The sequence below is a fragment of the Aeromonas sp. sia0103 genome, from assembly GCF_963895295.1.
GTDB classification, from domain to species: domain Bacteria; phylum Pseudomonadota; class Gammaproteobacteria; order Enterobacterales; family Aeromonadaceae; genus Aeromonas; species Aeromonas encheleia.
The window spans coordinates 290,964-314,081 of the sequence record NZ_CAWQKG010000022.1 but is presented as its reverse complement, the minus strand read 5'-3'; the positions used below and the strand labels follow the sequence as shown (position 1 = coordinate 314,081).

Here is a 23,118-nt window from a genome sequence, read left to right as displayed (position 1 = left end):
CCCTGGCCGCAAGAACGGCAGGCTAGAGCCGGATGGCGCGGGTGTGGACCTCGGGCTCGGCCATCGCCTGCTGCGCCGTCACCAGCTGCAACTCATAGGCCCCCGCCAGCCAGGTGTGGGCCATGACCGCATCCACGCTGGCGTTGGTGCGCTCGAACGCCTGCACGGGATCCTGTCCGGCCAGCAGATTGGCCAGCATGATGGCGCTGAGCAGATCCCCCACCCCGATGGGATGGCGCTTGAACGGATAGAGGGGCCGGGAGATATGAAAGGCCCCGGCGTCGCACACCAGCAGCATCTCGAACCTGTCCAGGGCAAACCCGGCCCGCCCCAGATGCTTGACCATCACCAGCCTGACCCCCTGCTCGCGCAACTGCTGGCAGGCCGCCAGCGCCTCGGGCAGATTCTGGATCTCGCGGTCGGTCAGCTGCTCCAGCTCCAGCAGATTGGGGGCCAGCATGTCGGCGCAGGCCAGCGCCCGCGTCTTGAAGAAATCGGCGACACCGGGGGCCACTATGCACCCCTTGTCGGGGTGACCCATGACGGGGTCACAAAAATAGAGGGCCTCTGGATTGAGCGCCTTGAGATGGGCCACCGCGGCCAGGATCTCCTCCCCCTGCTCGGCGGAGCCGAGGTAGCCGCTCAGCAACGCATCGCACTGCCCCAGCACGCCTATGTCGGCGAGGCCCGTCATCAGCTGGCGGATGTGACCATCCGGCATCCCCATCCCCTGCCAGCCCGCGCTGTACTGGGTGTGGTTGGAGAACTGCACGGTATTGACCGGCCAGACTTCCAGCCCCATGCGGCGCATGGGAAACACGGCGGCACCATTGCCGGCACAGCCGAACACCACGTGGGATTGAATGGAGAGAACTCGTTTCATGATGGCGACTCACACAAAAAGGGTTAAACCCCGCAGGGAAAAACGGGCCTCACGGCCCGTTGTTGTCACTCTCGATTAACGCAGCACCTTGACGGTGTAGCTGCCATCGGCCTGGCGATAGAGGCCGTGGATGTCGGTCTCGAAGCCAGGGTAATGGGCCCCGATCTCGCACAGCATCTCGAGGAACTCCAACACCGGCAGGGAATCCGCGGTCACCATCTCCCCCGGCAGCACCAGCGGCACTCCCGGCGGGTAGGGCAAAATCATGTTGGCGCTGATGCGATCCACCATGTCACGCAGCGGCACCTCTTCCAGGTTGCCGGCCAGCTCCTGCTGCCAGGCGACGTGCGGGGTCATCTTCATCTCCGGCAGCACGTCGAACGCCTTGAACATCAGCTCCGGCAGGCGGTACTTGCTGGTCAGGGCGTGGATGCTCTGGGCCAGCTCCTGGATGCGCATGCCTTCGTAGAAGCTCGGGTCTTCACGGTAGAGGCTCGGCAAGATGCTCTTGATGGTCAGGTTCAGGTCGTAGCCGCGCTTGAACTCGGTCAGGGCGCGCAGCAGCTGCATCGCCTTGGACTGATCGATGCCGATGGAGAACAGGAACAGCAGGTTGTAGGGGCCGGTCTTCTCCACCACTATGCCGCGCTCGTCGAGGAACTTGGAGACCAGAGAGGCGGGCAGGCCGCGCTCCATCAGCTCGCCCTGACGGTTCATCCCCGGGGTCAGCAGGGTGACCTTGATGGGATCCAGGTACATGTGGTCATCGTCGATGCCGTTGAAGCCGTGCCAGTCATCCTTGGGATCCAGCTTCCAGCACTCGAGGGTGTCGATGTCGTCCGGCTGCCAGACGTCGAAGAACCAGCCTTCGCTCTGCTCCCGCAACCGCTTGATCTCTTTACGGAAGGAGACGGCGCGATCGATGGAGTCCTTGATCAGCCTCTTGCCGGTGTTGCCCCGCATCATGGCGGCGGAGATCTCGGTGGACGCCACTATGCCGTACTGGGGCGAGGTGGAGGTGTGCATCATGAAGGCTTCGTTGAAGGTCTCCTCCTCCACGTCACCCTTGATGTGGATCATCGAGGCCTGGGAGAAGGCCGCCAGCAGCTTGTGGGTGGACTGGGTCTCGTAGAACACCTTGCCCGGCATGGCTTCGCCGCTCATGCCGCACTTGCCCTCATAGATGGGGCTGAAGTTGGTGTAGGGCACCCAGGCGCTGTCGAAGTGGATGTAGGGGGTATCCAGACTCTCCTTGATGAAGCCGGTGTTGTAGAGCAGGCCATCGTAGGTGGAGTTGGTGATCACGGCGTAGCGCGGCGCCTGGGCGCCCGGGGTGGCGGCCACCTTGGCGGCTATGGTCTCGCGGCTGAACTCGCTCTGGGGAATGCCACCCAGGATGCCGTAGGCGTTGCGGGTCGGCCGGAAGTAGATCGGGGTCACGTCGTTCATCATCATCAGATGAGTCAGGGACTTGTGGCAGTTGCGATCCACCAGCACAGTGCTACCCGCCGGGGCGGAGAACATGCCGACTATCTTGTTGGCGGTAGAGGTGCCGTTGGTGACTATGTAGGAGCGATCGGCGTTGAAGGTGCGGGCTATGTACTCCTCGGCCTCCTTGTGCGGACCCGAGTGATCCAGCAGGGAGCCCAGCTCCGGCATGGAGATGGAGACATCCGCCTTGAAGGCGTTGGGGCCGTAGAAGTCATAGAAGATGCTGCCAGCCGGGCTCATCTGGAATGCGGTACCGCCCATGTGACCCGGGGTACAGAAGGTGTATTTACCCTCTTCCACGTACTTGAACAGCGCCTTGGTGAAGGGCGGCAGTATGGCGTCCTGATATTCCTGGGTGGCCTGACCCATCTTGAGGGCGATGTCGTCGGCCATGCCGAGACGGTACTCGAAGAAGTGCACGTTCAGGCGCAGATCGGTCAGATGAATGTCCAGGGTGGACTGGTCGTTGGCGAAGGCGAAGATCGGCAGCTTCTCGTTGCGATCGTGGATCTCCTTGCACAGACCGAGGGAGTACTTGTCCCAGTCGAAGATGGCGCCGCAGACGCGGGGGTTCTTCTCGATCAGCTTGAGCAGATCGGCCACGTCGACCGGATAGACCACCTGAAAGCCTTTGCGCTCGAGGGAGGCCTGCAGCTGACGGATGGGCTCTTCCTTGAAGAACACGCCCAGGTGGTTGAGGATGGCAATGATATTCATCTTGATGCTCCACACGTGAAGAGGCGCTCTCCATCAGGGATGGTGAGTGAAGAGCGCAGGAAAAAGGGAAACGGAGTTAGTGGCTGGGCTGCTCGTTGAGCAAGGCGTCGTGCTGACGCAACCCCTGTTTCTTGGCGTAGAACATCAGGATGATGAGCGACACCACGAAGGTAGCGGTGAGGTTGGACCCCTTGGCGCCCATCAGGGCCACCAGGCAGAACACGCTGGCGACGCCGGAGAACAGCATGGCGCCGATGCTGCGGGAGGTCATGCCCTCGAAGCGGATGAGGTTAATGCTGGAGTAGAAGTAGGGCAGCATGGTCAGCAGCACCGCATCCGTGGTCAGCACGTTGAACAGGTCGGCGGCGTGGGCGGACTGGGAGGTGAAGGCGGTCAGCACCACCATCAGGGCCGTCATCTTGAGGGAGCCGAGGATCAGCCCCTTCTTGGCGACGCCGTTCTTGTCCAGCTCACCGTAGATCTTCGGGAAGTTGCCGTCGTGGGCGGCACGCTTGCCCGCCTCCCCCACCAGCATCATCCAGGAGCCGAGCGAGGTGAAGCAGGCCAGGGCGGTGAAGGCGGAGACGAAGGGGGCAGACCAGTCGCCGAAGATGGCGGAAGAGGCCATGGCGAAGGGGGCGCCGGAGGCGGCCACCTCACCGGCCGGGAACATGCCGCCGATCACCTGGGTGGAGAGTATGTAGATGACGCCGGCGATGCCGGTGCCCAGCATGGTGGCGAGTGGCACTGTGCGCTTGGGATCCTTGACCATGCCGGAGGAGACGGCGGCCGATTCCACCCCGACGAAGGACCAGAGGCAGATCAGCACGGCGCTGATGACGGCGTGCAGGTCACTGCCACCTGTGGTGTTCCAGTTCTGGCTGTAGAGGGTGGTGTCGAAGTGCGCCCAGCCCATCAGGGCGGTGCCCACCACCGGCAGCAGGATCAGCACCAGCCCCAGAGTACAGAGTCGGCTCACCCAGCTGCCGCCAAGCAGGTTGACGAAGGTGAAGATCCAGACCGCCGCTATGGTGGCCACGGCCGCCGGTATGGGGTTGTTCAGGATGGGGAAGAACACCGACAGATAAGAGACGCCGGTGATGGCGATGGCCAGGTTGCCGATCCAGTTGGCGTGGTAGTAGAGCACCCCGGTCTGGAAGCCGAACACCGGGGAGATTTCACCGGCATAGGCGATGGGGCCCCCTTCTTGCGGGTTCTTGGTGGCGAGGCGGGCGAACACGAATGCCAGGCCCATGGCGCCCACCAGGCAGATAGCCCAGCTGAATACCGAGATGGAACCGACAGTGGCCAGGGCCGAAGGCAGCAGCGCGATGCCGCTCCCCATCATGTTGCCGGCCACCACACCTGTACAGGCGATGAGGCCGATCTTCTTGCTCGTATCGAGGGACATAGGATCTCCGGGTCTATAAAAGGTCGGGTCGTCAAACACTACTGGCGGAAGCTCCCGCCAGAGAATGGGCACAGACTAGACCGCCAGCCAGCGGAAAACATAAGGGCCCCCTCAGGGATAAAAACATGAGCACACTTTTTTAAAGCCGCTCAGAACAACCCATATAAACCCATTAAATACAGACAGTTAAACCACTCATCATGAGCCACCTTGATAAAATCCTGATGTGCCGCCGCCGCCTTGATGAGGTTGATGACCCCTGCCGGCCCACCTTGATATTTTTCGGTGCACTCCTGACGGAATGAGTGGGCGCCGTTCAGCCCCATCGACTTGCGGGCCCGGCGCCAGGCCGCCCTTGGTCAGCCGCCGCCGGCGCAATCCAGGGCCCCCCTACCCCATGGCCGGACAGGCGTCAGGGCTCGCCAGCACCATGAAAATCAGCAAGGGCCGTGGCGCCAGCGACTGTGGCCAAAGGTGCATAAGGAGAGGGAGAGAGGGGGATGGGGGGATAAGAGATTGGGGCGCGACGCCCCTTCGGCTGGGATCCCGCCTCCCGGCCACGGATAAGCAACAGGCCACCCTGGGGTAGCCTGTTGCTGTAGAAAAAATGGGATCAGGGGGGAGAGATATGGCTTAGAACAGCTTCACCTTGCTGTTGCCAAAGGTGTTGTAGAGAACGGGCGTCAGGGTTTCCATGTTGCTGTAGAAGCCCAGCTGCTGGCAGAGCAGGTAGGTCTGCTCGGTCGCCTCCATCAGGAATGCCTGGCTATAGGCGTCTCCCGCCGCATCGGGATGCCCGTCCAGCTCGGCCAGCTTGCCTAGCAGAATGTAGTAGAGCACGGTGCGGCCCCGGCTGGCGGCCAGCGCCAGCAGCCGGTTTGCCTCTCGCTGCTGGCCGCTCAGGACGGCCTGCAGGCTCAGCGCCTCCCACACCCGCGCCGGCATCATGCCACCACTCTGCACCACGCTGGCCAGGTGGGCGCCTATCCCCTGCAGCCGTTCGCTCTCCGAGTGGCCCGTCAGGGTGGCCAACGCCTCCCCTGCCAGGTAACGCTCCGCCAGCAGCAGGGGCTGATCGGGCTGGGTCACGAGGGAGCCGTCGAGCAGCGCTATGCCGCGCTTGAGCGCCACCGCATCCTGGCTGTTGGTGTAATAGTGCGCCTCCATCATCGCCATCAGCGAGGCATCGTCGGCGGGCCACCCCATGCCGGGTGATGCCTCGGGCCGCTCGAGGGCGCGCAGCAGATCCTGGCTGCTCTCCTGCAGCACCGCATGCACGTTGTGACGGCTGAGCTGGTACTGGTGGCTGCACAGCACCCGGTTGGTGTTGAGATTGCGATACTCCAAATCCATGTAGGTACCACCCGGGTGATGGGAGACCCGCACGCTCAGCTCCTTGCCGGGCAGGATGCCGCTCGTGCGGCTATGGGTATCGTATTGCACCCGCAGCGGGGTGGCCGCCGCGACCTCCCCCATCAGGGTGCGGGTGATGCCATCGGCGAGGCGCACGCTCTCGCTCTCGCCATCCATGCCGGAGTGGAAACGAAACACCAGCAGATTGGGATCCAGCAAGCTGTGGATCTGGGGGCTGGCGTGCTGGTAGCCGAGCAGGCTGACGATGGAGACCAGCACCACGACCACGAAGATGTCGAAGCTGACCATCTTCCAGCGACTGTGGCCGGTATGGGTCGAGATGGCCCGGGTCAGGGGCCCGGCCGGGAAAGGGGCCAGGCTCTGGCCCTGCGCCACCTCGCCATCGGCCAAGGGCTCGTCCGGCTCATCGCGGGGTGACGGCTTGGGCATGGCCCCGGGGGAGGACTCCGGCATGGCCAGGGAGACGACCCGCAGCGGCCGCACCGGCGCCACCAGCTTGTAGCCGCGCTTGGGCACTGTGACTATGTAGTCCGCCGCGTCGTTGCGACCATCCTTGAGGATCTTGCGCAGCTCGAAGATGGATTGGGTGACCACCTGATCGGTCACCTCGGCGCCGTCCCACACCTCGTTGATCAGGGAGTCACGGCCAAATACGGTGCCGGCATTGCTCGCCAGGAACCGCAGCAAGTTGACCAGCCTGGGCTCAAGGTAGACCTCGCGATCGGGACGACACAGCATGTTGTCGTTGACGCTCAGGGTCCAGTCATGGATCTCAAAAACCGATTCGCTCATGATTCGCTCACTGCAGGATGGACGGCGTCAGGGCCAGGGCAGGCGGCACTCCGCCGCCGGCAGGCTAAAGGCGCCTGTGGGCCTGTCTGCGCTCGTCTCGTTGATGTCTGGGGGCAATCCTTGCAGGGATTCCGATCCGGCAGATCGGAATCGGTCACTCTAAGTAAAATGGGAGATGGATCCCACTTTTTTTGATCGCTAATGGCCGCCGAGTTGATCAGACAGGGGGTTTTCGGCAGGCGCCGGGCCGGGGAAAAGGAATCTGGGCGATCTTCATACAGGACACAAATAACAAGACCCCTGCACATGGCAGGGGTCTTGGGGAGTCACTCGGAAAGGCTTTGGCTTAGCAGTAGCCGTATCCCAGCAGACGCTGGTAGCGCTGCTCCAGCAACTGGTCGCTGTCGAGCGGGCGCAAGGCCGCCAGGTCTTGTTTAATACGGGCCTTGAGGCGCTCGGCCATCAGCTCCACGTTGCGGTGGGCGCCGCCGAGGGGCTCTTCGACTATGTTGTCGATGAGCTTGAGCTCCTTCAGGCGCTGGGCCGTGATGCCCATGGCATCGGCGGCGACCGGCGCCTTGTCGGCGCTCTTCCACAGGATGGAGGCGCAACCTTCCGGCGAGATGACGGAGTAGGTGGAGTACTGCAGCATGTTGACCCGATCGCCGACGCCGATGGCCAGTGCGCCGCCGGAGCCGCCTTCACCGATCACGGTGCAGACCACAGGCACGGTCAGGCCGGCCATGACTTTCAGGTTGCGGGCGATGGCCTCGGACTGGCCACGCTCCTCGGCACCCACGCCGGGGTAGGCACCCGGGGTGTCGATGAAGGTGATGATCGGCATCTTGAAGCGCTCGGCCATCTCCATCAGACGCAGGGCCTTGCGGTACCCTTCCGGGCGCGGCATGCCGAAGTTGCGTCGGATCTTCTCCTTGGTCTCGCGACCCTTCTGCTGACCAATCACCATCACCGGCTCGCCGTCGAGACGGGCGATGCCACCGACGATGGCCTTGTCATCGGCGTAGGCGCGATCGCCGGCCAGTTCGTCGAAGTCGGTGAAGATCTGCTCGATGTAGTCGAGGGTGTAAGGGCGCTGGGGATGACGCGCCATCTGGGATACCTGCCAGGCCCCCAGATCGCCGAAGATCTTCTTGGTCAGCTCTTCGTTTTTCTTCTCCAGCCGACGGATATCTTCGCTCAGGTCCACGGCACTGTTGTGCTCACTCACATGGCGAAGTTCATCGATCTGAGCCTGCAATTCGGCGATCGGCTGTTCAAAATCCAGAAAAAGACTCATAGGGACTATAGATCCTCTAATCAAAAACCAATTCAACCCGCTCTCGTCCAAGCAGGACTCGCAAGTCATCTATCAGTTGATCGGTGGGCGTCACCCGCCACTCGGTACCGAGCGTCAATCGCACCCGGGAGCCGGGGCGACGATAGTTTACCTGAACCGGACAGACTCCGGCACGGGCGGGCTCCAAAATCTCGCACAAACGCGGGAAAAAGCGCTCATCAATGCGTTGTTCATCGAGGGAAATGCGGATCGCCCTGGCGAAACGCTCCCTCGCATCGTTAATATCCAGCAATTCGCGGGCCGACATTTTAAGGCCACCGGAGAAGTCATCAAAGCTGACCTGTCCAGAAACCACTAAAATACGGTCTTTTTGCATCAATTCTTCGTATTTTTCCAGCGCTTCACTGAACAGGGTCACATCCAGACGGCCGGATCTGTCGTCCAGGGTGAAGATCCCCATCTTGTTGCCACGCTTGGTTACCATGCTGCGGGCGGCGATCACCAGCCCCGCCGCCGTGGTGATGGTGTCGCGGGAGGTGGGGTGCAGATCGCACAACCGCCCCGACGTATAACGACGCAGCTCGCTGCTGTACTGGTTGATGGGATGGCCGGTCAGATACAGACCGAGCGTCTCCCGCTCCCCTTCCAGCCAGACCTTGTCGGGCCAGTGCGGCACGTTGGCGAACGCCTTCTTGACGTCGTCGATCTCCTCGGTGAGCACCCCAAACATGTCGACCTGGCCCACCGCCTGCGCCTTGGCGTGCTGCTCGGCGGCGCGCATGGCTTCTTCCAGCGTGGCCATCAGCGCCGCCCGGTGCGGACCGAGTCGGTCCATGGCGCCGGAGAAGATCAGCTTCTCCATCACCCGCTTGTTGATCTTCTTGATGTCGACCCGGTTGCAGAAGTCGAACAGATCGCGGAAGGGACCCTCACTGTCTCGCGCCGCCAGTATGGCATCTATGGGGCCCTCGCCGACCCCCTTCACCGCGCCTATGCCGTAGACGATGTGGCCGTCTTCATTGACGCTGAACCGGTAGCGACCGGTGTTCACGTCCGGCGGTATCACGGTGAGCCCCATCCGCTGGCACTCGTCCACCAGCGTCACTATCTTGTCGGTGTTGTCCATGTCGGCGGTCATCACCGCCGCCATGAACTCGGCCGGGAAGTGGGTCTTGAGCCACAGCGTCTGGTAGGAGACCAGCGCATAGGCGGCGGAGTGTGACTTGTTGAAGCCGTAGCCCGCAAACTTCTCCACCAGATCGAAGATCTTGATCGCCAGCTCGCCGTCGACCCCGTTCTTGACCGCCCCTTCCTCGAAGCCGGAACGCTGCTTGGCCATCTCGGCGGGGTTTTTCTTGCCCATGGCCCGGCGCAGCATGTCAGCGCCACCCAGTGTATAGCCCGCCAGCACCTGGGCTATCTGCATCACCTGCTCCTGATAGAGGATGATGCCGTAGGTGGGTTCGAGTATGGGTTTGAGGCTCTCGTGCTGCCACTTCTCGTCCGGGTAGGAGATGGCCTCCTTGCCGTGCTTGCGCTCGATGAAGTTGTCCACCATGCCGGACTGCAGCGGGCCTGGGCGGAACAGCGCCACCAGGGCGATCATGTCTTCGAAGCAGTCGGGCTGCAGCCGCTTGATGAGATCCTTCATGCCGCGGGATTCCAGCTGGAATACCGCCGTGGTCTCGAAGCGCTGCAGCAGCGCGAACGACTTCTTGTCATCGATGGGGATGGCGGCGATGTCGATCGGCGGCTTGCCCTCCTTGGCGAGGCGCGGGTTGATCATGCCGAGCGCCCAGTCGATGATGGTCAGGGTGCGCAGCCCCAGGAAGTCGAACTTCACCAGACCCGCGTACTCCACGTCGTTCTTGTCGAACTGGGTGACCGGGTGATGGCCGGAATCATCGCAATAGAGCGGCGCGAAGTCGGTGATCTTGGTGGGGGCTATCACCACACCACCTGCGTGTTTGCCGGCGTTGCGCACCACCCCTTCCAGCCGGCGCGCCATGTCGATGAGATCCTTGACCTCCTCGTCCTGCTCGTACAGCTCAGGCAGCTTGGGCTCGACCTCGAACGCCTTGGCGAGCGTCATGCCCGGATCCGGCGGGATCAGCTTGGAGATGCGATCCACGAAGCCATAGGCGTGGCCCAGCACCCGACCCACGTCCCGCACCACCGCCTTGGCCGCCATGCTGCCGAAGGTGATGATCTGGGAGACCGCCTCCCGGCCATACATCTCCGAGACGTGCTCGATCACCTCGTCCCGCCGGTCCATGCAGAAGTCGACGTCGAAGTCGGGCATGGAGACCCGCTCCGGGTTCAGGAATCGTTCGAACAGCAGATCAAATTCGAGGGGATCCAGATCGGTGATCTTGAGCGCATAGGCCACCAGCGACCCGGCTCCCGAGCCCCGGCCCGGGCCGACGGGGATGCCGTTGTCCTTGGACCACTGGATAAACTCCATCACGATGAGGAAGTAACCAGGGAAGCCCATCTGGTTGATCACCTTGAGCTCGATCTCCAGCCGCTCGTCGTACTCGACGCGCTTGGCTGCGCGCACCTCGGGATCCGGGAACAGGAAGGCCAGTCGGTCCTCCAGCCCCTCCCTGGACTTCATCACCAGGAAGTCTTCGGTGCTCATGTCACCGGTCGGGAAGTTCGGCAGGAAGTATTCGCCGAGGCGCACCGTCACGTTGCAGCGCTTGGCGATCTCCACCGTGTTCTCCAGCGCCTCTGGGATGTCGGCGAACAGCTCGCACATCTCCTCCTGGCTGCGCAGGTATTGCTGCGGGCTGTAGCGGCGCGGGCGACGCTTGTCCATCAGGGTGTAGCCATCGTGGATGGCGACCCGGATCTCGTGGGCGTCGAAGTCCTCGGCGGAGAGGAACACCACCTCGTTGGTGGCCACCACCGGCAGCTCGAACTCGGTGGCGATGGCCACCGCCATGTGCAGGTAGACCTCTTCATCGGGTCGGCCGGTGCGCAGCAGCTCGAGGTAATAGGCGTCGGGGAAGTGCCGCTGGTAGAAGGCGAGGCTCTGCTCCACCATCTGCCGGTTGCCCTTGAGCATGAACTTGCCGAGATCCCCCTCCCGCCCGCCGGACAGCACTATCACGCCCTTGGCGTGTTCGGCGAGCCAGCTCTTGTCGATGACGGGGCGGCCCTGCACATGACCGCGCTGATAGCCGCGGGAGATGAGCAGGGTGATGTTCTGGTAACCGTCGTTGTCCATGGCGAGCAGGGTGAGGCGGAACTGCTCGTCGCCGAGCTCCTCGCTCTGCACCCAGAAATCCGCCCCGACGATGGGCTTGATGCCCTTGCCATGGGCCGAGCCATAGAAGCGTACCAGGCCGCACATGTTCATCTGGTCGGTCAGCGCCAGCGCCGGCATGTCGTTGGCCGCCGCCGCCGAGGCGATGGGACCTATCTTCTGCAGGCCATCGACCATGGAGAAGTCGGAGTGGACCCGCAGGTGGATGAAACGAGGTTCGGCCATGGTTATTCGATCCCCAGCGCCCGGCGCACCGGTTTGAAGCTCTTGCGATACTCGGGCAAGGGGCCGCGCTCGGCCAGGATGGCGAGGTGCTCTGCGGTCGGATAGCCCTTGTGGCGGGCGAAACCGTAGGCCGGATGACGGCCGTCCAGCTCGGTCATCTCGGCGTCACGGGTCACCTTGGCGAGGATGGAGGCGGCGCTGATGGCGGCCACCAGGCTGTCGCCCTTGACCACGGCGCGCGCCTCCATGGGCAGCGCCGGGCAGCGGTTGCCATCGATGAAGACCAGCTCGGGCGTCATGGCCAGGCCCGCCACCGCCCGCTGCATCGCCAGCATGGTGGCGTGCAGGATGTTCAGCTCATCGATCTCATCCGGACTGGCCCGACCGATGGACCAGGCCAGCGCCTTGGCCTTGATCTCGTCAAACAGGGCGAGGCGCTTCTTCTCGGAGAGCTTCTTGGAGTCGGCAAGGCCCGCGATCGGGTTGGCCGGATCCAGGATCACGGCGGCGGTGACCACGTCGCCCACCAGCGGGCCACGACCCACCTCGTCAACCCCTGCTACCAGCTTGTCTTGCGGAATATCGATCGTCATATCAATGCCTTGAATCAAAACAGGCCCCGCAGGGCCAGTGTCAGCACAGCATCGCCCGGGGGCGCGCTATCTGCCGAGCAGTTCGGCGACCGCCTCGGCGGCCTGCACGTCGGCGTTGCAGCGAATTTTCTTGTGCAGCCGGGTGAAGGTGGCGATGAGTTCGCTGTTGTCGTGTTCCAGCAACTTGCTGACCTCGTCCACCAGATTGCACGGGGTGCACTCATGCTGGAGAAGCTCGGGCACCAGCATCTGGTCCGCCAGCAGGTTGGGCAGGGAGACATAGTCCGTCTTCACCAGCCACTGGGCCAGCCAATAGCTGAAAGGCTTGAGCTTGTAGCCCACCACCATGGGTTTCTTCACCAGCATGGCTTCCAGCGCGGCGGTACCGGAGGCGAGCATCACCACGTCGGCGGCGATCATGGCCTCACGGCCCTGCCCTTCCAGCAGCACCATGTCGAGATCCGGCGCCACCTCGGCCTTGATGGCCATGAACTGCTCACGCAGTTTCTGGTTGACCAGCGGCACTATGAAGCCGAGATCAGGGCAGTGCACCGTCAGGTGCTTGCACGCCTCGAGAAACACCGGTGACATGAAGCCGACCTCGGCACTGCGGCTGCCCGGCAGCACCGCCAGCCAGCGCCGGCTCGGGTCGATGCCGAGCGCCTGGCGCACGGCGGCCTGATCCGGCACCAGCGGAATGGCATCGGCCATGGTGTGCCCCACGAAACGGCAGGGGGCATCGAAACGGTCGTAGAAGGCTTTCTCGAACGGCAGGAAGGCGAGCACCAGATCGGTGGCGGCCTTGATCTTGTGAATGCGGCTCTGGCGCCAGGCCCAGACGGAGGGGCTGACGTAGTGAACCGTCTTGATACCGGTGCGGCGTAGCTTCAGCTCCACCCCGATATTGAAATCCGGTGCATCCACCCCGATGAAGATATCAGGGGGATTGGCAATAAAATGGCGCAACAGCTCGCGGCGCACCTGCAGGATGCGGGGCAGACGGCCCAGCACCTCGGTGATGCCCATGACGGAAAGCTCTTCCATCTCGAACAGCGCCTTGACGCCGAGCGCCTGCATGCGCGGTCCGGCGATGCCTTCGAAGCGGGCATCGGGATAGCGGACCAGCAGCTCCCGCACCAGACCGGCAGCCAGGATGTCGCCGGAGGTCTCCCCGGCGACGATACCGATGCGGATCGGGTCAGGCACGGATGATCCCGCGCTCGTTGTCTTTGAGGAAGTCGACATAGAGCTGGACGGCCGGTTCGGCTTGAGCCATCTCGATCAGCACGGGCAGCACCTCCTCGATGGTCTTGCCGGAGCGGAAGATCTCCTTGTAGGCGCGCTTGACGGCGGAGATGGCCTCAGGGCTATAGCCACGGCGACGCAGGCCTTCGGAGTTGACCCCGAACGGCTTGGCGTAGTTGCCGGCCGCCATCACATAGGGCGGTACGTCCTTGTTCAGGGCGGCGCAGCCACCGACGAAGGCGTGGGAGCCGACCCGACCAAACTGGTGAATGGCAGAGAGGCCGCCGAAGATCACGAAATCGCCGATCACCACGTGGCCCGCTAGGGTCGCGTTATTGGCGAAGATGCAGTTGTCACCGATGATGCAGTCGTGGGCCACGTGCACGTTGACCATGAACAGGTTGCCGCTGCCCACCTTGGTCAGGGCCTGATCCTGGGTGGTGCCGCGGTGCACTGTGCAGTTCTCGCGAAACACGTTGTTGTCACCGATCTCGAGGAAGGTGCGCTCACCGGCGTACTTCTTGTCCTGGCAATCCTCACCGATGGAGGAGTGCTGGAAGATCTTGTTGCCACGGCCGATCCTGGTCGGGCCCTTGATCAGCACATGGGAACCGACCCAGGTGTTGTCACCGATTTCCACCTCGGCTCCAATGACGGAGAAGGGGCCGATTTCCACCCCTTTGCCGATCACCGCAGACTCATGAACGATGGCAGTATCGTGAATGATGGCAGTCTGGTCGATCACGGTTACACCTCGCGCTTTGCACACATCAGTTCGGCGGTACAGACCACTTCACCATCAACGGTAGCAACACCGGTGAACTTGGCAATGCCGCGGCGCTCTTTTAAGAACACAACGTCGAGCACCAGCTGATCGCCAGGGCCAACCGGGCGCTTGAAACGAGCGTTATCGATTGAGGCAAAGTAATAGAGTTCGTTGGGGGACGGTTTGCCCACCATGGTAAAGGCCAGGATGCCAGTCGCTTGGGCCATGGCCTCCAGGATCAGCACGCCAGGGAACACCGGCTTGGCCGGGAAGTGGCCTTGAAAGATCGGCTCGTTGAACGAGACGTTCTTGATGGCACGCAAAGTCTTGCGCTCATCGCTGATCTCGTAGCTCTCGACCTTGTCCACCATCAGGAACGGATAACGGTGGGGCAGCAGATCCATGATTTCCTGGATGCCCAGGCTCTTCTTTTCAGTAGTCAAAACAGTACCCTATACCAATCGTGATTATTCTTGACCCAGCTTTTTCTCAAGTCGGTTCAACCGCTTGTGCATCTCTTCGATACGCATCACCCGGGCGGCGGTCTTGCGCCACTCTTTATTGGATTGCAGGGGGATGCCGGAAGAGTAGATACCGGGCTCGGTAATGGGTCGCATCACCATGGCCATACCTGTGATGGTGGCCTGGTCGCAGATCTCCATGTGCCCGTTAAAGACGGAGGCGCCGCCAATGATACAATATTTGCCGACCTTGAGACTACCGGCCATCGTGGTCGCACCCGCGATGGCTGTGCCATAACCGATCTCGACGTTGTGGGCGATCTGGCACTGGTTGTCGATGATGACGTTATCCGCGATGCGGGTATCTTCCAGCGCACCCCGGTCTATGGTGGTACAGGCTCCGATCTCGACCCGGTTGCCAATGGTCACGCCACCGAGCTGGGGGATCTTGATCCACTCGCCGCGTTCGTTGGCATAACCGAAGCCATCGGCCCCGATCACAGTGCCGGCTTGCACCAGACAGTCTGTGCCCAGGGTCACGTTGTGATAGAGGGTGACGTTGGCCCACAACCGGGAGCGCGCTCCCAGTCGGGTATGCTTGCCAACGAAACAACCCGGGCCAATGCGCACGTCATCCCCCAGCACGACGCCGGATTCGATGACCGCATTGGCGCCGATGGCCACTCTCTCGCCCAGTTGCACGTCCGCCGCGATGACGGCGCTCGGATGGATATCCGTGGCCGGCTGCGGGGTGGTGTCCAGCAGTTGGGCTACCCGGGCAAAACCCACATAGGGGTCTTTGAGCACCAGGGCATTGGTGGGACAAAATGGCAAATCCGCCTCTGTAATGAGCACGGCCGTGGCCTTGCTCTGCTCCAGATAATGCCGGTATTTTTGATTGGACAGGAAGGCAATGTCACCCTCCCCGGCCTTTTCCAGTGTCGCTACCTTGCGGATTTCCTGGGTCCCATCGCCATGGACCTGGGCCCCCAGTTGCTGGGCCAGCTGTGCGAGAGTGAATGCCATCAATTAGTTGCTCTTGCTTACCTGAGAAATAACCTGGGAAGAGATGTCCAGCTTGCTGGCGGCATAAGGCGCGGCATTGCGCTCCAGCACCAGATCATAACCATTGCTCTTGGCGATGGAATCGATGGCAGCCTGGACCTTGGTCAGGATCTTGTTGCGCTCTTCCGCCTGGCGACGGCCGTTGTCTTTCTCAAACGCCTGACGCTTCTGGTTGAACTCCATCTGCAGCTTGGCCAGCTTCTCCTGGTTCTGCTTCTTCTGCTCGTTGCTCATGAAGGCTTCGTCCTTCTTGAACTTCTCGACCAGTGCCTGACCGTCGGATTCCAGCTTCTGCAGCTCGCGCATGCGCGGCTCGAACTCGCCCTTCAGCTTCTTGGCCACGGCTTCACGCTGGGGCAGCTTTTGGAAGACTTCGCCCATGTCAACCACGGCGATCTTGGTCTCAGCCCAGGCGGAGCCCATACCGGCAGCCATCAGTGCAAAACTCAAACCAGCTACTTTCAACGCTTTATTCACACTTACTCCTTGGTCCCTCGGTCGAGGGCTACCTGATTTAACTGATTGTGCAAGCAGTCCTTGGGACCGGCTTGTTACCTGGTGAGGCACGCAAGCTGCGCGTCCCATCATTGAATACCCCCACCGAGGTGGGGGAGCGTCCGCGCCCTTAGAAGGTACGGCCGATGTTGAAGGAGAATACTTCAGTATCATCCCCTTCGTATTTCTTGAGCGGCTGAGCCAGCACGAATACCAGCGGGCCCATGGGAGAGAGCCACTGCAGCGACAGACCGGCCGACACCCGGATATTGCTGGGATCGGAGTAATCCATCAGGTAGTTACAGCCGCTGAAGCAGCGGTTCTGGTACTGCTCATAGTTGAAGGTGGTATCCCACACGCTGCCGGCATCGATGAAGAAGCTGGTCCGCAGCTGGGGCTGATAGCTTTCGGAGGCGAAAGGCGTCGGCACTATCATCTCGAGGGAGGCGACAGCCAGGGCGTTGCCACCCACCGAGCTGTCGGTGCCCTGGATCACGTCGTTACCACCCAGGTTGTAGTAATAGAGCGCCTTCGGACCCACTGTGTTGCTCTTGAAGCCACGCAGGGTATCGAAACCACCGGCATAGTAGTTCTCGAAGAAGGGCAGCACGTGGTCGTAATCGCCGTTGCTGCCGTAACCGTTACCGTAGGAGGCGCGGGCCTTGGCCAGCATGACCCATTGGTGGTCCGCATCGAACGGGAAGTAGTGGGCATCTTCGGCATTCAGCTTGAAGTACTGCAGATCCATGCCAGGCAAAGTCACCTTGGCGTTGACCCGCTGACGGTCACCGGCGGTCGGGAACTGGCCCTTGTTGAGGGTAGAGCGGGTCCAGCCGGCGGTGACGTCGACGGTGTTGAACACCATGCGGTTGTCACCATCCAGGTTGCCGCTGTACACCTTCCAGAACTCATCCACCTGCACATAGGGGTTGGGCTGGGACAGCTTGTTGTTCTCGTAGCCGAGGCTGAAGTCGAGGCGGTTGTTCTCGTTGACCGGGAAGCCACTGGAGAGGCGGAAGCCGATGGTGGTGTTCTCATAGTCAACGATGTTGGCATCGGCCGCGCTGAACTCGTTGTAGTAGAGTCGGCCACCCAGGCTGACACCGTCGACGGTGAAGTAGGGATCGTTGTAGCTAAGATCGATGTTCTTCGAGTAGTCGTTGGTGCTGGCGTTGATACCGATCTTCTTGCCGGTACCCATGAAGTTGTCCTGCTGCAAACCCGCCTGCAGACTCAGACCCGATTCGGTACCGTAACCGATGCCCGCGTTGATGGAGCCGGCTGGCTGCTCCTTGACCTTGAAGTCGAGATCGACCTGATCATCGCTGCCCGGCACCCGCTTGGTGTCCACCTCCGCGCTCTCGAAGAAGCCGAGGCGGTTGAGACGGGTCTTGGACTGTTCGACGTTGTCGGAGGAGAGCCAGGTGCCTTCCATCTGGCGCATCTCGCGCCGCAGCACTTCGTCCTGGGTGGTGACGTTGCCACTGAAGTTGATGTTGCGCACATAGACCCGGGGGCCCGGCTCGATGTTGACGATCAGCTCCACTTCCTTGGTCTCGTCGTTGACCTGCGGGAAGGTGGTCACCTTGGGATAGGCGTAGCCGTAACGACCGAGGAACTTGGAGAGCACCTCTTCGGTGTGGGTCACCTGGCTGGCGGAGTAGACGCTGCCCGCCTCGATGGGAATGAGCCCCTTCATCTCGCTGCCGCGATCGATGAGGTCGCCCTTGACCTGAATGCCGGAGACCTTGTACTGATCCCCTTCCTTGATGTTCAGGGTGACGTAGACGCCCTTCTTGTCCGGAGTCATGGAGACCTGAGTCGACTCCTGCTGGAAGCGGATGTAGCCGCGGTCCATGTAGTAGGAGCGCAGCACTTCGATGTCGCCGGCCAGCTTCTGCTTCTGATAGCGCTGATCGCCGGTGAAGTTCCACCAGGGCACATCATCCTTGAGGGATAGCTGGGCCAGCAGTTTCTCTTCCGGGAACACCTGGTTGCCAACGATGTTGATCTGCTGGATCTTGGCCGCTTCCCCTTCCACGAAGGTGAACTTGAGATCGACCCGGTTACGGGGCAAGGGGGTGACGATGGCCTTGACCTTGGCGGAGTATTTGCCCACGCCGTAGTAGAAGTCTTCCAGCCCCTTCTCGAGGGAGCTCAGCACGGTACGATCCAGCGGATCGCCCACCCGGATGCCGGAGGACTCCAGGCTCTGGGTCAGCTGCTCTTCCTTGATGTCCTTGTTACCGGAGAACTCGATGCTGGAGATGGTCGGGCGCTCCTTCACCACGACTTGCAGCACCTGGCCGTCACGATAGACTTTGACGTCCTCGAAGTTACCCGAGGCATACAGCTTCTTGATGGCGTTGGCCAGGGCCACCGAGTCCACGGAGTCACCGACCCGGACCGGCAGATTCAACAGGGCGGCGCCCAGGGTCACCCGCTGCAGACCCTCGACCTGAATGTCTTGCACCACAAAAGAGGCAGGGGCCGCCTGAGCCAGGAAGCTGGCTCCCAGCAGGCAACTCAACACCAATGCTTTTTTAACAGCCATTTTGTTCTTATGTGTCCTTGTTGATGCTCTAGCCTCAGAGGCGAGCGAAATCATTAAACAGCGCAATGCCCATCAGTAACATCAGAATGGCGGCGCCTATCCTGAACCCAACTTCCTGAATTTTTTCTGGTACCGGCTTGCCGGTGACTGCCTCGATGAGGAAGTAGACCAGATGGCCACCATCCAGCACCGGCAGGGGAAACAGGTTGATGATCCCCAGGTTGACGCTGATCAACGCCAGGAAACCGAGGAAATAGACCAACCCGTAATCGGCGCTGCTGCCGGCCCCCTTGGCGATGGAGATGGGGCCGCTCAGATTGTCCAACGAGACGATACCGCCGATCAGCTTGCCGATCATGTCGAAGGTCAGCGTGATCAGGCTCCAGGTCTTCTGGACCCCATGCCACAGGGCTTGCAAAGGCCCATACTGTAACAGAACTCGATACTCATCCGGTAATGGAACCAGTTGTGGCGACAGGCCGACGAAACCGACCAGCTGGCCCCGCACTTTTTTCACGTCCGGCAGCAGGGTCAGGGTCAACTCATTCCCCCCGCGCTCCACCATCACCTGCAGTGGCTGCTCCGGCGATTGCTGTACCCGCTCGACGAACTGGGTCCATTCGGTGATCTCCTGCTCGCCGACCCGCTTGATGCGATCCCCCACCTGCATGCCGGCTTTCTCGCTCGCGCTCTTGGGCACGATGGCCTCGACCACCGGGAGCACCTTGCCACCGAGCGGCACTATCCCCAGGCTGCCGATAGGAGACTCTTTGTCCGGATCGAAGGTCCAGCTCTCCAGCATCAGCGTCTTGTCGATCCCATAGCTGGTGTCCGCCGCCTTCAACTTGAGCTGTACCGACTTGTCCCCCAGATGGCTGATGAGGGCGTAGGTCACGCTCTCCCAGTCTCCGGTGGCCTCATCGCCGACCCCGACGATCTCCATGCCCGGCGTGATGCCAGCCTGGGCCACGATGGAGGCGGGACGCACCTCGCCGATCACCGGCTTGACGCTGGGCACACCTATCATGAACATCAGCCAGAAGGCGAACAGGGCGAACACGAAGTTCGCCATGGGGCCGGCCGCGACGATCGCCATCCGCGCCCAGACGCTCTTGTGATTGAAGGCCTGCGCCTCTTCCCCCGGCTTGAGTTCATCGACCCGACCGTCCAGCATCTTGACGTAGCCACCCAGCGGGATCAGGGCCAGCACGTACTCGGTGCCGTCCTTGCCGACACGGCGCCAGATCGCCTTGCCAAAGCCGATGGAGAAGCGCTCCACCTTGACGCCACAGCGGCGGGCCACCCAGAAGTGGCCAAACTCATGCACCGCCACCAGCAGCCCGAGGGCGACGATGAAGGCACCGATATTCCACAGTATGCCGCCCATCAGCCGATCACCTCGTGCTCATCGCCAACGGGGCGCCCGAGGGCGTTGTCATTCCACAGTACAACACCCATCAGTGGTTGACCCCGAGGTCATACCCGAGGGCGTAGAGAGCGGCCTCTGGCCAGCACAGTCCGTTCATCGAGCAAGCTCCTCTATCAGTTGGTGGGCACGGACACGCGCCGTGCCATCCAGTGCAATCAAATCGTCAAGCGATGTTACGGCAGAACTGCCCAACGCCGCCATGATGGACTCGTTGACTCTGGCAATATCCATAAATCCAATCCGCTCTGCAAGAAAAGCCGCGACGCTCTCTTCATTGGCGGCATTGAGCGAGGTGGTCGCCGCCTGCCCTTGCTGGCAGGCCGCCATGGCCAGCGCCAGGCAGGGATAGCGTTCGTAGTCGGGACGGATAAAGCTGAACTCTCCGACACTGAAGAAATCCAAAGGTTCCACCCCAGATTCTACCCTGCCCGGATAGGCCAGGGCGTGGGCGATGGGGGTACACATGTCGGGGTTGCCGAGCTGGGCCAGCACTGAGCCATCCTTGTACTGCACCATGGAGTGGATGACCGACTGGGGATGGATCACCACCTGGATCTGCTCAGGGAGGGCATTGAACAGCCAGCGCGCCTCTATGTACTCCAGCCCCTTGTTGATCATGGTGGCGGAGTCCACCGAGATCTTGGCCCCCATGGACCAGTTGGGGTGCGCGATCGCCTGGGCCGGCGTGACCTTGTCCAGCTCGTTGATATCGGTATAGCGGAAGGGGCCGCCCGAGCCGGTCAGCAGGATCTTGCTGATGCCCGCCCCCGCCAGATCGCAGAAGCCGGGTTGACGCTGAATGGCCTCTGGCAGGCACTGGAAGATGGCGTTGTGTTCGCTGTCGATGGGCAGCAACTCGGCCCCATGGTGGCGAACCGCCTCCATAAAGAAGGCTCCGGACATCACCAGCGCCTCCTTGTTGGCCAGCAGGATCCGCTTGCCGGCACGCACGGCCGCCATGGTGGGGGCCAATCCCGCAGCTCCAACGATGGCCGCCATCACGCTGTGGGCATCCGGGTGAGCGGCGACCTCGCACAGGGCCGCCTGGCCGGCCAGCACCCGGGTGGCGCTGCCGTGGGTCCTGAGCCGCTCGGCCAGTTCGCGGGCCGCGGTCTCATCCACCATGACGGCGAAACGGGGGGAGAATTCGAGACAATCGCGCAGCATGGCATCCACGCTGCGGGCAGCCGTCAGCGCCAGCACCTGCCAGCGGCCCGGATTCTGCCGCAGTACCCTGAGGGTGCTCTGACCGATGGAGCCGGACGCTCCCAGGATCACCAGTGAGTTGTGCATCAAGACTCCTGAACGAGTAACAGACCGATGGAGCCAGCGGCCCTCGATATCATCAGAGAGTTATGCATCAAAACCCCTGACCGAGTAGCAGATAGCTGAGCAGGAAGACCGGCAGGGCCGCCGTCAGGCTGTCGATGCGATCGAGAATGCCACCGTGGCCCGGCAGCAGGGTGCCGGAATCCTTGATGCCCGCCTCTCGTTTGAACATGCTCTCGGTGAGATCGCCGAGCACGGAGGCCAGCACCGCCAGCAGGGAGCACAGCAGCACGACCCCCATCTTGGCGGGCACGAGGCCCATGAACCAGGTTACACCAATCGCCAGCAGGCTGGCGGTAAACAGGCCGCCCAGCATGCCCTCAATGGTTTTGCCCGGACTGACGGCCGGTGCCAGCTTGTGTTTGCCAAACGCCTTGCCGAAGAAATACGCGCCAGAATCTGCCGCCCAGACCAGGCCCATGACGAACAGCAGGATCCAGGCCCCCATCATGGGGTCGTGATAGAAGTTGTAGCCACGGATGGCCACCAGTGACCAGAAGAAGGGCACCAGGGTGACCAGACCAAACAGGGATTTCAGCCAGACGGACTTTTTCCACAGGCTGGCGCTCTGGGGATAGCGCAACACCAACAGCAGGCCCAGCAGCCACCAACTGACCGCCGTCCAGAGCACCCCCATCAACAGAGGATGCAGGTGAGGGATCCAGAGCTGCTCCACCGGCACCCAGAACAGACTGGCCCCGAGCAGCAGACAGAACACCAGCGGCAGCCATTGCTGCGGCTGGGCAGAGACGAAGGCGCTCCACTCGCGGCTGGCCAGCAAGAACACCAGGGCAGCCAGCAGGGCAAAGAATTTCAACGGCAGGAAAAACAGTGCCCCCAAAACCAGGGGTACTAACAGTAATGCGGTAATAATTCGTTGTTTTAGCAAAAGAAACCTCTCTCTTGGGAGCGGGGTTTAGCCGGTCTGGTGCTCGGCGATCAATTCCCGTATCTGTTCACCCGTACACCCGAAGCGGCGCTCGCGGGTCACGAAGGAGGCAACCGCCTCGCTGAACTCGGCCTCGTTGAAATCGGGCCACAATACCGGGGTAAAATAAAGCTCGGCATAGGCGAGCTGCCATAGCACAAAATTGCTGATGCGATGATCGCCTCCGGTGCGGATCAGCAGATCCACCGGCGGCAGATCGGCCATGCAGACCTGCTGCGCCAGCGTCGTCTCATCGACCGCTTCGGCATCCAGCTCACCGGCCGCCACGGCGCGGGCCAGCTTGCGGGCCGCCTGGGCGATGTCCCACTGGCCACCGTAGTTGGCGGCGATGTTGAGGGTCAGCCCCTGGTTGTCGGCGGTCAGCGCCTCGGCCTTGGCGATCTTGGCCTGCAGCCGATCGCTGAAACGGGCGGTATCGCCTATCACCTTGAGCCGAATGCCGTTGCTGTGCAACTTCTTCACCTCGCGGCCCAGCACCGTCAGGAACAGCTCCATCAGGGCATTCACCTCCCCTTCCGGGCGCCGCCAGTTCTCGCTGGAGAACGCAAACAGGGTCAGCGCCTCCAGCTTGGCACGGGCGGCAAAGGTCACGGCCTCGCGCACGGACTTCACGCCCGCCTTGTGGCCAAAGACCCGCATCTTGCCACGGTTCTGAGCCCAGCGACCGTTGCCATCCATGATGATGGCGACGTGACGAGGCAAGGACGAGCTGGCGCTATCGCCTAGCGCTGCCAAAAGCGACATTCATTTCTCCCACAAAGACAAAAGCGC

General features: G+C 61.9%; 17 protein-coding genes. All 17 read right to left on the bottom strand.

Features of this window, described 5'->3' with window-relative positions:
- Nucleotides 1-22: 22 nt before the first annotated feature.
- Entirely contained in the window at nt 23-883 is an 861-nt protein-coding gene (gene pdxY / locus AACW18_RS09885) for a pyridoxal kinase PdxY (RefSeq protein ID WP_218388529.1), read from the bottom strand.
- 75 nt (nt 884-958) lie between these two features.
- Nucleotides 959-3,091 carry a lysine decarboxylase CadA gene (locus AACW18_RS09880; protein ID WP_218328951.1) on the bottom strand — a complete coding sequence of 711 codons (2,133 nt, stop codon included), beginning with the start codon at nt 3,089-3,091 and terminating at the stop codon, nt 959-961.
- Between the two features lie 76 nt (nt 3,092-3,167).
- Nucleotides 3,168-4,502 carry a cadaverine/lysine antiporter gene (gene cadB, locus AACW18_RS09875; RefSeq protein WP_042654051.1) on the bottom strand — a complete coding sequence of 445 codons (1,335 nt, stop codon included), beginning with the start codon at nt 4,500-4,502 and terminating at the stop codon, nt 3,168-3,170.
- A 633-nt stretch (nt 4,503-5,135) separates the two neighbouring features.
- Nucleotides 5,136-6,668, bottom strand: a complete 1,533-nt coding sequence (gene cadC / locus AACW18_RS09870; RefSeq protein WP_218388528.1) for a lysine decarboxylation/transport transcriptional activator CadC — start codon at nt 6,666-6,668, stop codon at nt 5,136-5,138.
- 346 nt (nt 6,669-7,014) lie between these two features.
- Complete coding sequence (accA, locus tag AACW18_RS09865; protein WP_042654053.1) at nt 7,015-7,965, bottom strand: acetyl-CoA carboxylase carboxyl transferase subunit alpha; 951 nt, start codon at nt 7,963-7,965, stop codon at nt 7,015-7,017.
- 16 nt (nt 7,966-7,981) lie between these two features.
- Complete coding sequence (gene dnaE, locus AACW18_RS09860; protein WP_042654054.1) at nt 7,982-11,461, bottom strand: DNA polymerase III subunit alpha; 3,480 nt, start codon at nt 11,459-11,461, stop codon at nt 7,982-7,984.
- Nucleotides 11,462-11,463: 2 nt separating this feature from the next.
- Complete coding sequence (gene rnhB / locus AACW18_RS09855; protein WP_218388527.1) at nt 11,464-12,054, bottom strand: ribonuclease HII; 591 nt, start codon at nt 12,052-12,054, stop codon at nt 11,464-11,466.
- 66 nt (nt 12,055-12,120) lie between these two features.
- Nucleotides 12,121-13,260, bottom strand: coding sequence for a lipid-A-disaccharide synthase (lpxB, locus tag AACW18_RS09850; RefSeq protein ID WP_218289851.1), 1,140 nt, complete (start codon nt 13,258-13,260; stop codon nt 12,121-12,123).
- Nucleotides 13,253-14,044, bottom strand: coding sequence for an acyl-ACP--UDP-N-acetylglucosamine O-acyltransferase (gene lpxA / locus AACW18_RS09845; RefSeq protein ID WP_084228369.1), 792 nt, complete (start codon nt 14,042-14,044; stop codon nt 13,253-13,255). Before lpxA ends, lpxB begins: the two co-directional genes overlap by 8 nt.
- Before the next feature lie 2 nt (nt 14,045-14,046).
- A complete protein-coding gene (fabZ, locus tag AACW18_RS09840; protein ID WP_042038166.1) occupies nt 14,047-14,508 on the bottom strand; it encodes a 3-hydroxyacyl-ACP dehydratase FabZ in 462 nt (153 codons plus the stop codon).
- Nucleotides 14,509-14,532: 24 nt separating this feature from the next.
- Nucleotides 14,533-15,552, bottom strand: coding sequence for a UDP-3-O-(3-hydroxymyristoyl)glucosamine N-acyltransferase (gene lpxD / locus AACW18_RS09835; protein WP_042654315.1), 1,020 nt, complete (start codon nt 15,550-15,552; stop codon nt 14,533-14,535).
- Between the two features lie 3 nt (nt 15,553-15,555).
- Nucleotides 15,556-16,068: an OmpH family outer membrane protein gene (locus tag AACW18_RS09830; RefSeq protein WP_042654057.1), complete on the bottom strand. Its 513-nt coding sequence runs from the start codon at nt 16,066-16,068 to the stop codon at nt 15,556-15,558.
- A gap of 148 nt (nt 16,069-16,216) precedes the next feature.
- Nucleotides 16,217-18,640, bottom strand: coding sequence for an outer membrane protein assembly factor BamA (gene bamA, locus AACW18_RS09825; protein ID WP_218289849.1), 2,424 nt, complete (start codon nt 18,638-18,640; stop codon nt 16,217-16,219).
- 34 nt (nt 18,641-18,674) lie between these two features.
- Nucleotides 18,675-20,027 carry a sigma E protease regulator RseP gene (rseP, locus tag AACW18_RS09820; RefSeq protein ID WP_218388526.1) on the bottom strand — a complete coding sequence of 451 codons (1,353 nt, stop codon included), beginning with the start codon at nt 20,025-20,027 and terminating at the stop codon, nt 18,675-18,677.
- 135 nt (nt 20,028-20,162) lie between these two features.
- Nucleotides 20,163-21,362, bottom strand: coding sequence for a 1-deoxy-D-xylulose-5-phosphate reductoisomerase (gene ispC, locus AACW18_RS09815; protein WP_218388525.1), 1,200 nt, complete (start codon nt 21,360-21,362; stop codon nt 20,163-20,165).
- Between the two features lie 67 nt (nt 21,363-21,429).
- Nucleotides 21,430-22,287, bottom strand: coding sequence for a phosphatidate cytidylyltransferase (locus AACW18_RS09810; protein ID WP_042654061.1), 858 nt, complete (start codon nt 22,285-22,287; stop codon nt 21,430-21,432).
- A 27-nt stretch (nt 22,288-22,314) separates the two neighbouring features.
- Nucleotides 22,315-23,091, bottom strand: coding sequence for a polyprenyl diphosphate synthase (uppS, locus tag AACW18_RS09805; protein ID WP_218388524.1), 777 nt, complete (start codon nt 23,089-23,091; stop codon nt 22,315-22,317).
- Nucleotides 23,092-23,118: the final 27 nt, after the last annotated feature.

Bases quoted from the DNA above. Each gene is read 5' to 3' on its own strand.
- pdxY (WP_218388529.1), bottom strand. From the start codon at position 883: ATGAAACGAGTTCTCTCCATTCAATCCCACGTGGTGTTCGGCTGTGCC.
- AACW18_RS09880 (WP_218328951.1), bottom strand. From the start codon at position 3,091: ATGAATATCATTGCCATCCTCAACCACCTGGGCGTGTTCTTCAAGGAA.
- cadB (WP_042654051.1), bottom strand. From the start codon at position 4,502: ATGTCCCTCGATACGAGCAAGAAGATCGGCCTCATCGCCTGTACAGGT.
- cadC (WP_218388528.1), bottom strand. From the start codon at position 6,668: ATGAGCGAATCGGTTTTTGAGATCCATGACTGGACCCTGAGCGTCAAC.
- accA (WP_042654053.1), bottom strand. From the start codon at position 7,965: ATGAGTCTTTTTCTGGATTTTGAACAGCCGATCGCCGAATTGCAGGCT.
- dnaE (WP_042654054.1), bottom strand. From the start codon at position 11,461: ATGGCCGAACCTCGTTTCATCCACCTGCGGGTCCACTCCGACTTCTCC.
- rnhB (WP_218388527.1), bottom strand. From the start codon at position 12,054: ATGACGATCGATATTCCGCAAGACAAGCTGGTAGCAGGGGTTGACGAG.
- lpxD (WP_042654315.1), bottom strand. From the start codon at position 15,552: ATGGCATTCACTCTCGCACAGCTGGCCCAGCAACTGGGGGCCCAGGTC.
- bamA (WP_218289849.1), bottom strand. From the start codon at position 18,640: ATGGCTGTTAAAAAAGCATTGGTGTTGAGTTGCCTGCTGGGAGCCAGC.
- rseP (WP_218388526.1), bottom strand. From the start codon at position 20,027: ATGGGCGGCATACTGTGGAATATCGGTGCCTTCATCGTCGCCCTCGGG.
- ispC (WP_218388525.1), bottom strand. From the start codon at position 21,362: ATGCACAACTCACTGGTGATCCTGGGAGCGTCCGGCTCCATCGGTCAG.
- uppS (WP_218388524.1), bottom strand. From the start codon at position 23,091: ATGTCGCTTTTGGCAGCGCTAGGCGATAGCGCCAGCTCGTCCTTGCCT.